Annotated in this window: 5 protein-coding genes; all 5 read left to right on the top strand. The window is 45.7% G+C overall.

Annotated features, from left to right (window positions below):
• Positions 1-205 precede the first annotated feature (205 nt).
• The 5 genes from AC3E9V_RS18160 (at position 206) to AC3E9V_RS18140 (ending at position 12,931) form a co-directional block, all read left to right on the top strand.
• Entirely contained in the window at positions 206-2,932 is a 2,727-nt protein-coding gene (locus AC3E9V_RS18160; RefSeq protein ID WP_488749569.1) for a cellulase family glycosylhydrolase, read from the top strand.
• A 111-nt stretch (positions 2,933-3,043) separates the two neighbouring features.
• Positions 3,044-4,093, top strand: a complete 1,050-nt coding sequence (locus AC3E9V_RS18155; RefSeq protein ID WP_488749568.1) for a LacI family DNA-binding transcriptional regulator — start codon at positions 3,044-3,046, stop codon at positions 4,091-4,093.
• Between the two features lie 388 nt (positions 4,094-4,481).
• Positions 4,482-10,238, top strand: a complete 5,757-nt coding sequence (locus AC3E9V_RS18150) for a PKD domain-containing protein (RefSeq protein WP_488749567.1) — start codon at positions 4,482-4,484, stop codon at positions 10,236-10,238.
• A 124-nt stretch (positions 10,239-10,362) separates the two neighbouring features.
• The gene (locus tag AC3E9V_RS18145; protein ID WP_488749566.1) at positions 10,363-10,665 is read left to right on the top strand and encodes a helix-turn-helix domain-containing protein; all 303 of its coding nucleotides are present in this window, start codon (positions 10,363-10,365) and stop codon (positions 10,663-10,665) included.
• Positions 10,666-10,933: 268 nt separating this feature from the next.
• A complete protein-coding gene (locus AC3E9V_RS18140) occupies positions 10,934-12,931 on the top strand; it encodes an RICIN domain-containing protein (protein ID WP_488749565.1) in 1,998 nt (665 codons plus the stop codon).
• Positions 12,932-13,168: the final 237 nt, after the last annotated feature.

The raw sequence follows: 13,168 nt of genomic DNA, 5'->3' as shown, positions 1-13,168 counted from the left end.
TGGGTTAGTTTAATCAGTTAGGAGTATAGATTTTTTATGAATTATGAAACAATGTCGTTTAGCTAAACTCCTATTATCCCTCTCCTGGAGAGGGTGAAGGGAGAGGATATAGTCCTAAATGCATAACTAAATGACATTGAATTATGAAACCGAAACTATTTGATAACAAACTATATGAATTTAAACTAACCTAAATCAATTAACTATGAAAACAACATTGCAGAAACTCCTGAATATAAGGAGTATCATTTTTTTCGTATGCGGACTGTTAATGTCCGGCGTAGCGATCTCCCAGTCACCCACCGCAACCCAGGTTGCGGCCGATATGGGGGTTGCCTGGAATCTTGGAAACACACTGGAACCGGCCTGTGGTGAAGGCTGCTGGGCACCGGCGGTAACCCCGGAATTGATAGATGCCGTTGCAGCGGCTGGTTTCAAGACCATTCGTATTCCTGTTGCCTGGGACAGCCACGCCGACAATTCAAACCAAATTGATCCGGCTTGGCTGGCCCGGGTCAAAGAAGTAGTGGATTATTGTTATGCCAATAACCTGTACGTTCTCATCAACAACCACTATGATAACGGATGGTTTGCTAGCAATGGTTTCAGGAGTTTTGACTCAAACCTCAATGCCAAATTCGAGGCTTACTGGACGCAGATTGCAAACACATTTGTCAATTACGACTCACACTTACTGTTTTGTGCAGCCAATGAGCCGCACGTTGAAAGCGCTTCACAGACAGACGTGTTACTGCAGTACTACCAGACTTTTGTTGATGCCGTGCGTGCCACAGGTGGTCAAAATACGACGCGCTGTTTGGTGCTGTCTGGCCCTCGCACCAATATCCAGGACACTTATGACTGGATGAACTCCTTGCCTACGGATCCAACGCCCGATCGTCTGATGGCTGAGGTGCATTATTATGATCCCTATCAGTTCGCCCTGATGGAAGAAGATGCAACTTGGGGTAACACATTTTACTACTGGGGACAGGGATATCATTCCACCGTCAACACTGATCGTAATGCTAACTGGGGTGAAGAAGACTGGGTAGAAGGCCAGTTTGATTTAATGCAGACTAAATTTGTCAATAATGGCATCCCGGTGATATTAGGCGAATTTGGAGCAATCAAACGCTCAGGAATCCCCGAGGAGTCGTTACATATTGCCTCAAGGGAATATTTCCATAACTATGTGAAGACATCCGCACAAAATCATGGCCTGGTACCAGTATACTGGGACAACGGCTGGGGTGGACAAAACGGATTTGCATTGTTTGACCGCAATACGGCAGCCGTAGTAGATCAGGGTACTATTGATGCCCTGACCGGAGGCGGTAGCCCTGGCAATGTGGCTCCTGTAGCTTCCTTTACCTGGTCATCTACAGACCTGACCGTTGACTTTAATGGTTCGGGAAGTAGTGACAGTGACGGTACGATTGTCAGTTATGACTGGGATTTTGGCGATGGCAATACAGGAACCGGGCAGACCATCAACTATGCCTATGCAGGATCAGGAAATTATACAGTTACTCTTACTGTAACCGATGACGGAGGAGCCTCTAATACCGATTCGCAGGTAGTCTCCGTGAGTGACGGAAGCAACGGCGGAGGTACGGGAACGATCCTACGTGAATATTGGACCAATATCGGTGGGTCAGCTGTAAGCAATCTGACTTCCGATGCTAATTATCCTAATAATCCGAGCGGAAGTGAGCAACTGACTTCATTGGAAGGCCCCATAAACTGGGCAGACAACTACGGGACACGTATCCGTGGATACATCCATCCGACTACTAGTGGCAGCTATACCTTCTGGGTGGCAGGAGATGACAATACCGAGCTGTATCTTAGTACAGATGACAACCCGGCGAACAGCACGCTCATTGGTTCCGTCACAGGCTGGACCAACTCCAGGGAATGGACCAAATACAGTACACAGCAGTCCTCAGCCGTCAATCTGGTTGCTGGCCAGAAATACTACATCGAAGTGTTGCACAAAGAAAGCGGCGGAGGTGATAACGTGGCGGTAGCGTGGCAGGGGCCTGGGATAACCCAAAGCGTGATCGGTGGGGCGTTTCTTTCTCCTTATATACCTACCGGAGGTCCTGCCCAGTATACATTGAGCACATCCGTTTCCGGGTCCGGGAGCATTTCCTTAAGTCCTTCAGGAGGTGTGTATGATGAAGGAACTGTGGTGACGCTTACTGCCAATCCGGATGCAGGCTGGCAGTTTAATGGCTGGAGCGGGGACCTCAGCGGATCTACCAATCCTACTACTATCACCATGAATAGTAATAAGTCTGTAACAGCAACCTTTACAAGCGGAGGAGGAGGTGCTACCACCGCACATGTACAATCAATAACCACTGGCACACAAAATGCCGGAAAAGGAAACAAGTATGGTACGGCTACAATCACCATTCAGGATAATTTGAGTAATGGTGTAAGTGGCGCCACGGTTACAGGAACTTTCAGCGGATCGTTTAGCGAAACAGTATCTGGCACTACTGATTCAAATGGAAACGTGACTTTGGTAACAACTGCAACGGCTAAAGGCGGCGTTACCGTGAACTTGTGCGTAGATGATGTAACTCATGGTTCCCTGACCTATGATCAGGCACAAAATATAATTACCTGCACAGGTTCATCGGCGCGAGTTTCCAATGATCAATCTGCTGAGTTGGGAGAGCAAAGCAATTTTGTGCTGTATCCGAACCCCTCCAATGGAGGAGTATTCTATGTAAATATTCCCCGGGAAAGTGGTGAAGTGAATATCAATGTATTTGATGTTCAGGGGAAATTGGTTCATAAGCAATTTACGAAAGGGGAAAGTCAAATCGTGGTGAATTCAAACCTCACGAAAGGACTTTACATTGTTAAGATCCAAACAGAAATCTCAACTTTCACCAGGAAATTAATCATCCAATAATTTTTAAAAAATCCCAGGGTACTTGTTTACCCTGGGATTACTTATCTCAAATCGAGAAGGAAAATTTGAATGTAATAAGAGTAGGTTATTTTGATTTTTGACTCAAAATACATGAGATCTGATACAAAAGTAAATAGTAAACCAGTTACCATTTATGATATAGCTGAAGAGCTTGGTTTATCTGCATCCACGGTTTCGCGCGCTCTTGGTAACAATTCCAGGATCAGCAGCAAGACCAGGCAAAGAGTGAATGAAATAGCTAAAAAGCTAAACTACAGCCGGAATTCATTCGCTTCTAATTTAAGGCAGGGCAAAAGCGCTACCATTGGAGTCATCGTACCAGAGATCAATCATTACTTTTTTGCTGGCGTAATACATGGTATTGAAGCTGAGCTAAACAAATGGGATTACAGTCTCCTTATCTGTCAAAGCGCTGAACAGGTAAGCAGAGAAATGAGGGGTATAGACTTATTTAAGACCAGTCGAGTCGAAGGTGTGATCTATGCCGCTTCCGCGGAAACGACAGAAACGGGCCATTTAGATCAAATTCTTGAATCGAATGTGCCGCTTGTACAGTTTGACAGGGTTTTGGTGGACCTGGAAACGACCTGTGTTGTGAATGACAACAGGCGTGGTGGATATGAAGCAACTGTTCATCTTATTGAGCAGGGATACACAAAGATTGCCCATCTATATGGACCACTTTCTCTGAATGTATATCGGGAGAGAAAGGCTGGTTACGAGGATGCCCTTCGGGAACATGGAATAGCACTTAATAACAACTGGATCAGAGAGGCGCTTACAGAAGATGCCGGTAAGCGAGTTTCTGTTGAACTGCTTTCACAAATTGATCCACCCGATGCTTTTTTCTGCGCCGGTGATTACTCCGCCTATGGTGTATTTGCAACGGCAAAGGAGAAAAAAATTGAGATTCCAAAAGACCTGGGGGTTGTTGGTTTTGCCAACGAACCCTTTACAAGAATGTTAAGTCCTCAACTCAGCTCCGTAGAACAGTTTAGTGAAAATCTGGGGAAGGAATCAGCAAGATTGATCATGGAAGAGATAAATGAAATAAGTGGGGAAAGTGAAATACGCCGAGCCCGCAGAGTTTTATCATACGGCACCAAATTGATCATAAGGGAATCAAGCAGCAGGGTTTAGGTTGAGACGGGCAAGTTACTTCGGTATTGAAGAGGAACATTTTTTTAAGTTAATCAAACCGGAAGTCTCTAAAAGTGAGATTGACTGATGCCCCGCCGGAAGAAAATCCAATAGAGTAGGAAAAATGTCACGATTGGAGGATAAATAGTTTGTTTTTTCTTCATATGAAGGGTTTCAAACATATGTGTCCGCGATTCAGAACATTTCTGCACCCATGGTTTTTTAGGGATTATGAATATTGCAATAATGTATTGTTGTTAAGGTTGGTAAGTGATGAATTTGATAATTAATCTCCCGATACGTTGATATTTTCAAATATTAATTAAATCTCTTACCCCATAACATTTCATCTAATTCAATATAAATAATAAACCAAAACAAATAGCATATGACAAACGAGTACCAATTTCAAGTAAGTCTACCATGGCGAAGATTACGGTGGATAATGGTATCTCTGCTTTTATTGGTAGGGGTTTTACAAGTAAATGCTCAATCTTATGACTGGGGCAATGTAGCCATCGGCGGTGGAGGATTTGTTTCGGCTGTGATAGCTGACCCAAATACTCAGGGCGTTTTTTATGCCCGGACCGATGTGGGAGGAGCTTATAGATGGGACGAAGGCACGCAATCATGGATCCCGTTGACAGACTGGGTGTCTGAAACTGAACTGGGACTCCATGGTATCGACGGAATAGCCGTGGATCCCAATGTGGCCGGGCGGGTATACCTGCTGGCAGGTACCACTTACTGGAATGACGGTAAATCCATGTTCATGAGATCTGATGATTATGGAGATACCTGGGAGAAGTTTGATATTACCAGCCAGTTTAAAGCACATGGTAATGGTATGGGCCGGGGCAACGGAGAACGAATAGCCGTGGACCCCAACAACAGCAATGTCATTTTTATTGGCTCACGATTTGACGGGATGTGGAAAAGCACCGACCGGGGATCTTCCTGGACACAGGTGTCTTCCTACCCGGTAACCACCACTGCAAACGAAGCTGGGACATCAATTATTGTTTTTGATCCTTCCTCTGCTGTTGGTGGAGTAAGCCAGACGATCTATGCGGGTGTTGCGCGGGCCAATGACAATCTTTATGTAAGTCACGATGCAGGGGCTAGCTGGTCACTGGTGGCCAATCGGCCTACTGCTGCTGGTATCATGCCACAACGCATAGCCGTGAGCAACAATGGTAACACACTATATATAACATACGCAAATGGAGCCGGTCCGCACGCTCAGCTCTGGGGTGGTGTTACAGATTATTTCAACAGGGGAGCGATCTACAAGTACGATGTGCCATCAGGCACCTGGACCGATATTTCCCCGGAAAACTATATGCTGGATCTCGATAAAATAGAAGAGGGTACAAGCCAGGTCCACTATGGAGCTTACAGCGGAATTTCCATTGACCCAACCAATGAAAACCGGATCCTGGTGACTTCCATCAATAGCTGGAGAGGTGTACAGTACTGGAACGACAATGGTACCTGGCTGGACAAGTACGGTGATAATATTTTCCTCAGTGAAGACGGGGGACAGACCTGGCGGGAGATGTTCAGGTTTTACTCGACCGAAAATGGACAATTCCCGGACTATGACATGGTAAGTACCAACGGCATTAACTGGGTCAAAGGATCTACCGTTCACTGGAACAGTTCGGTAGTTATTGATCCGTTCAATTCAGACAGGGCATTTGTGACCTGTGGAAACGGCGTGTGGGGAGCTGACAACCTTTCAGACTTCTTCACCAGAACTGATTCGGAAGGAATTACCACTGAACATGGTAAAGCGACATGGAAATTTAAATCCCATGGGATAGACGAGACCGTACCCCAGGACCTTGTAAGTGTTCCGGGTGGGCCGTTGATTTCGACCATACTGGATTATACAGGCTTTAGCCACACAGATATTACCCAGTATGTGCCCCCTCATAACCCACCTGCTGGTTCTACCACTGGTCTGGCTGTGGCCGCACAAAACCCGGCCAAGGTGGTTCGTGTTGGCGTTGATATGCATTACTCTACGGATATGGCAAAGACCTGGACACAAACCACGATCAATGGAGAAAAAGGAAAATTAGCCTTGTCTGCTGATGGCAATGTGCTGCTTCACTCACCTCAGAGGTCATCAGTCATGTACCGGTCTACAGACAATGGCAGCACGTGGAGCACTGTTAGCGGCATCAATACAACATCAAGTTTTTTACAGCCTGTGGCCGATCCGATCAATGTAAATAAGTTCTATACTTACGACCCTGAAACAGGAGCAGTGATGCGCAGTACCGATGGTGGAGCTTCTTTTTCTCAGGTATCCACAGTTGCTATCGATGGAAAGAGGAAATTACGGGCAGCGCCTGACCGGGAAGGGGACATCTGGATCGCCCTGGATAGCGCCGGCCTGGTACGTTCCACTAACTCCGGATCTTCATTCAGCACTATCAGCGGGATTACTATATGTCGTGCCGTAGGTTTTGGTAAAGCCGCCAATGGGGCCAGCTACCCGGCTGTCTATATCTGGGGAACCATCAATGGCGTAACAGGCATTTACCAATCCATCGACGAAGGGGCCACCTGGACACGTGTCAACGACGATGATCACGAATATGGCGGACCGGCCAACGGAGAATATGTGGTTGGTGATATGAATGTTTTTGGACGGGTTTATATGAGTACGGCAGGAAGAGGCATTGTATATGGCGAACCTGCCAGCACCTCTGATTATCTGACAACCTCCAGCTCTACACTGGATTTCACCTCAGCGGCTTCCAGCCAAAACGTTATAGTCAGCTCCAATGTCAGCTGGACGGTATCGGTTGATCAACCGTGGCTGTCGACTTCTGCAACTTCCGGATCAAATGACGGCAGTTTTTCAGTAACGGTGACGGCTAATGATGCGACTACAAATGATCGAACCGGAACGGTTACCTTGACGGGAGGAGGAATTACCCGAACGATAGCTGTTACACAGCAGGGCGCATCTGATGAATTGAGTTTGTCAGCCAGCTCCCTGAGTTTCACCGCCGCTGATTCCAGTGAAATTGTCTGGGTTGGATCAAATATAGACTGGACAGTGTCAGCTGATCAGACCTGGATCTCACTTTCCAATACTTCGGGATCAGGAGATGGCTTTTTTGATGTATTGGTAACAGCTAATACCGCCTCAGCCAGTCGTAATGGTACGGTGACCGTTACCGGAGGAGAGATTACACGGACAGTCACTGTCACACAAGAGGGTAACTGCACACCATCCCCTATCACACCTTATGTGCAGGTGAATGGTGGTTCCATGCAGCAAACCGACAATGTTACTGTTATTGAGGGAGATAATCTTACATTTAGTCCCGAACCGGCGACTGGAGGTACCTGGAGCTGGACCGGACCGAATGGTTTTACAGCTTCAACACGAGAAGTGACGATTTCCGGCATTCAGACCACACAGGCAGGTGAATATATTGCAACTCATATCAACGATGAAGGCTGTGAGAGTACGCATACCTTTAATGTGACAGTAACTGAATCAGGTAATACTACGAGTGCCTGGCTTGAAGCTGAATGCGGGACGGTAGGTTCTCTGTGGAATACTGCCTCTGATGCCAATGCTTCCAATGGTCAGTATATGACCGTACAATCCGGGAACAATAGCGCAAGTAGTGCTCCAGGTGCAGCTGGACAGATCAACTACACCTTCAGTGTCAGCGAAAGCGGCACCTACAAGGTATGGGCCCGGGTGATCACACCAAATGCGAATGACGACTCATTTTGGGTACGTATGGATGGTGGTAGCTGGACCCTTTGGAATAACATTCCAGCCACATCCACCTGGCAATGGGATGATGTGCATGATTCTAACAATGGGGGATCAGCAGTCAGCTACAATTTAAGCACCGGCAACCACACGCTCACCATAGCTTACCGTGAAGATGGAGCTCAATTGGATAAGGTAGTGGTAACGAATTCAGGTACAGCGCCTTCAGGTGAAGGGTCAGCAGCTGGTAATTGTACAGTAACAAATGCACCGCCTGTTGCTAATGCCGGTGCGGATCAAACGGTTACTGATAGTGATAACAGTGGCAGTGAATCCGTAACATTTGATGGTTCTGGCAGTAGCGATTCAGATGGTACGATCTCTTCATACGTTTGGACAGAAGGTGGAAGCCAGATCGCAACAGGTGTTAATCCTACCATAAGTTTACCCGTAGGTACTCATACCGTTACATTAACAGTAACTGATGACGATGGTGCAACGGGTACGGATGATGTGACCATCACAATAAATGGCGGTAGCACAGGTAATGATGCCTGGCTTGAAGCTGAATGCGGGACGGTAGGTTCTCTGTGGAATACTGTTTCAGATGCCAATGCTTCCAATGGTCAGTATATGACCGTGCAATCCGGGAACAATAGCGCAAGTAGTGCTCCAGGTACAGCTGGACAGATCACCTACACCTTCAGTGTTAGCCAAAGCGGAGCCTACAAGGTATGGGCCCGGGTGATCACACCAAATGGGAATGACGACTCATTTTGGGTACGTATGGATGGTGGTAGCTGGACCCTTTGGAATAACATTCCAGCCACATCCACCTGGCAATGGGATGATGTGCATGATTCTAACAATGGGGGATCAGCAGTCAGCTACAATTTGAGTTCCGGCAACCACACGCTCACCATAGCTTACCGTGAAGATGGAGCTCAATTGGATAAGGTAGTGGTAACGAATTCAGGTACAGCGCCTTCAGGTGAAGGGTCAGCAGCTGGTAATTGTACAGTAACAAATGCACCGCCTGTTGCTAATGCCGGTGCGGATCAAACGGTTACTGATAGTGATAACAGTGGCAGTGAATCCGTAACATTTGATGGTTCTGGCAGTAGCGATTCAGATGGTACGATCTCTTCATACGTTTGGACAGAAGGTGGAAGCCAGATCGCAACAGGTGTTAATCCTACCGTAAGTTTACCCGTAGGTACTCATACCGTTACATTAACAGTAACTGATGACGATGGTGCAACGGGTACGGATGATGTGACCATCACAATAAATGGCGGTAGCACAGGTAATGATGCCTGGCTTGAAGCTGAATGCGGGACGGTAGGTTCTCTGTGGAATACTGTTTCAGATGCCAATGCTTCCAATGGTCAGTATATGACCGTGCAATCCGGGAACAATAGCGCAAGTAGTGCTCCAGGTACAGCTGGACAGATCACCTACACCTTCAGTGTTAGCCAAAGCGGAGCCTACAAGGTATGGGCCCGGGTGATCACACCAAATGGGAATGACGACTCATTTTGGGTACGTATGGATGGTGGTAGCTGGACCCTTTGGAATAACATTCCAGCCACATCCACCTGGCAATGGGATGATGTGCATGATTCTAACAATGGGGGATCAGCAGTCAGCTACAATTTGAGTTCCGGCAACCACACGCTCACCATAGCTTACCGTGAAGATGGAGCTCAATTGGATAAGGTAGTGGTAACGAATTCAGGTACAGCGCCTTCAGGTGAAGGGTCAGTGGCCACAAATTGTAGCAGTGGTAATAATATTGTAGTGCGTGCCTTGGGTGCCCAGGGAGACGAAACCATTGACCTGCGGGTGGATGGTACTACTGTGGCTACCTGGACACTAACCACCAACATGGCGGATTACACAGCTTCCGGAAATGGCGTAGTGACCGTTCATTTTACCAATGATAATGTCGGAAGAGATGTACAGGTAGACTATGTGACAGTTGATGGATTAACCTTTCAATCAGAAGACCAGGCCACCAATACAGGGGTATGGCAGGATAACTCCTGCGGCGGTTCTAATAGTGAATGGCTGAACTGCAACGGGTATATCGAGTATGCCTCTGCCAGTGGTGCCCGCACCGCTGAACTAGAAAGCGTACTTGCCGCTCCTGACCAATCACGAATAGTAATGTATCCAAACCCATCAGAGGACGGACAGTTCTATATTGATGTTCCTGCTGCGGATGGAGAGATCAGGATACAAATATTCAACGTCCAGGGAAAACTGGTTCACAGTCAGAAATCAGCCGGAGTGGATAAGGTAGAGGTAAATTCAGGACTGAATTCCGGAATTTACCTGGTCAGAATTCATTCTGAGTCCATTCATGTTTCCAGGAAACTGGTAATAAAATAAACTCACTATCAATTTCTAACCCATGCCTTCGGTGATGTGCCGGGGGTGTGGGTTAGTTCCTATTGAACACACGTAGTTGCGATTTTGCAAATTGTGGGTGTAGAATAATAAACCGTCAAAAAAAATGGATCAAAGGATAACTGAACTGGTTGGACAGCTTCACCAGGATACAAACCAGACAAGCAGAGCTGTAAGAGCGAAAAATTTCATTGATGAATACTTTGAAAATGTACTGACTATTGATGTGATTGCACATGCTGTTCAGATTTCAAAAACTCAATTGGACAACGAGTTTAAGCAGCAATATGGTGTAAGCTTTTCACAGTATCTCAAGGATAAGAGAATTTCAGAAGCTAAAAAATTGATTAATCATGAGGAGATCCTGTGTGAAGCACCTTCAATTTTGACTAAAGAAGAAAATAAATAAGTGTAAACAATCTCTCTCAGTTCTTCAAGTCTTTTCTTATTAACCAAACCACTTTTCAATCGGAATTTATGAAGATCGCTTATCGAGTATTTTTTATTCATACCGGTTTTTATTCTTATTTCATATATAATTCTATTAGTTAAATAGAAAATTTTTATCAAGTAGGGTCGAAATAATACTTCTACTGGATAAAATAGTTCAAAAAACTTCTATCAAGCATAACTAAAATTTAATTTTTAATAAATCAATTAAACCTAATTCAATCATTATGAAACACTTTTTCAAATTTTCCATTTTTTACCTTTGGGTTCTTTCAGCCTGGGCACAAAATCAAGAGTTAAAACCAATTGCGCGAGAAGTTGCTGCAAGAGTATCAACCAATGAGACATTTACCAGAAATGGTGACCTTTTTCAATTAGCCAGTGCCAGCAAACGAAGAGCCACCACTGCGCAAATTGAAGATGCCAGTGTGCTTGAGCTTCAGCCCAATGCATTACAGCGGTTAATTACGGAGAACCCGTCAAATTTAGAAATAACCATTCCTACAAATTCCGGAAGCATGGTCCTTGAGTTGTATGAAGTGAATCTCTTCAGTGAAGGGTTCTACATTACCACTTCGGATGGCCAGCAGTTTGCCCCTGAAGGAAAACATTACCGGGGGATCATTGATGGTGATAACGAATCACTGGCTGCTATCAGCATTTTTGAAAATGAGGTCATGGGGCTGGTAGTTGATAATACTGGTAATACGGTTTTAGGAAGGATCGGAGAGACAGGAAATGATTATGTTCTTTATAACGACCGGAATTTAAAAAATTTCGAACCTCCGACATGCCAAACGACTGCTGAGCATCTTATATCTCCTATAGAAGAGCTGCCCGAAACAGGTGGCCGCATACAAGCGACCAGTTGCGTTCGCGCATACTGGGAGGCGGATTATGAGCTTTATCAAAATAAAGGAAGTGTTAACAATGTTGTCAATTATCTGACAGGTCTTTTTAATGAATCAAAGATCATCTATGACAATGATGGAATAAGTGTAATGCTTCAGGAGGTCTATGTGTGGACTTCTCCAAGTCCCTACTCAGGCACTACTAACAACAAGCTGTCACAGTTTAAAAACTACCGTACTTCCTTCAATGGTGATTTCGCGCACTTGATCCATACAGATGGAGGTGGCGGAGTGGCCTATGTAAATGCCCTCTGTGGATCCGGCTGGAACTATGGGGTTAGTAACATCAGCACATCTTATGCAAATTACCCGACCTATTCCTGGAGCGTAATGGTAGTCACGCATGAACAGGGCCATATTTTTGGATCACCACATACGCATGATTGTGTATGGAATGGCAACAATACGGCTATTGATCATTGTGGCGGAAACTCTTGTTGGGCTCCGGAAGATTATCCTTCTGATGGAGGTACCATTATGAGTTATTGCCATTTGAAGAGTGTAGGAATTAACCTGACAAAAGGTTTTGGGCCTCAGCCTAAAGCTCGTATTACAAATGCTATAAACTCCAAAGAATGCCTGTCCGGCACATGTGGAGGCGGCGGTGGCGGCGGCACCTCCTATTATGCCATGACCAATAGAGCTAGCAGCAAATGTGTGGATGTGGATGGCTGGTCAACAAGTGATAATGCAAATATTCACCAGTGGGATTGTAGTGGTGGTGAGAACCAACAGTTTGAGCTGGTGGATCTGGGAAATGGCTATCATCAGCTCAAGGCACGGCATAGTGGAAAATGCATTCGGGTAGTCAATGGTGATGTTGTACAGTATACTTGTCACTCTGATTATTGGACTGAGATGTTCGAATTAATAAGCGCCGGAGACGAGTATTACATTCTGAAAAACCGCAATACAGGCACCTGTCTGCGAGTAGAAAACAGCTCATCGTCAAATGGAGCAGATATTGTGCTGGCCAATTGTGATGCTGGCTGGTGGAGTCAGCAGTTCACCTTTTCCGCTTCCAGTAGCTCCCTCTCGGAGGAAACTATAGAGGCAGCAGCGACTGCTGATCTGACCACAGATGTGGTGGTTTATCCGAACCCGAGTGTTGATGGAGATTTTGTAATAGAGGTTCCGGAAACGTTGGTAGATGCCAAACTGGCAATCTTCAATCTGTCAGGAATGGAACTTTTCACCATGCAGTTGGAAGGGAACAGAACGACGCCTGTAAAGGCAGGACTGAAGCCGGGAATGTATTTTGTGAAGGTTATTGGGAATGGCGACAGCATAGAGAAAAAGTTTGTTGTTAGGTAATACATCTTCCTAATGAGACAGTATACAAGGTTGCATTGGTTTGGATATCCCGAACCGGTGTGCCTTGTATTGCTTCCCCCTCCGATGATAATACCAACTGGAGCAAATTGGTTTTTTGTCAATACTTTTTGAAAACCAATAAAAACCTATAAGTGCGGTACAGCCAGCGTTCCAGCTGAGGTTAACAGCCAGCTTCCTGGTAGATCATTTTTCTAAAGCAGAACACAGATTTTAAAC

It is taken from the genome of Marinoscillum sp. HNIBRBA16962 (assembly GCF_057801515.1).
Note: the sequence above shows the minus strand (reverse complement) of the source record. Positions and strands in the feature narration are given on the sequence as shown.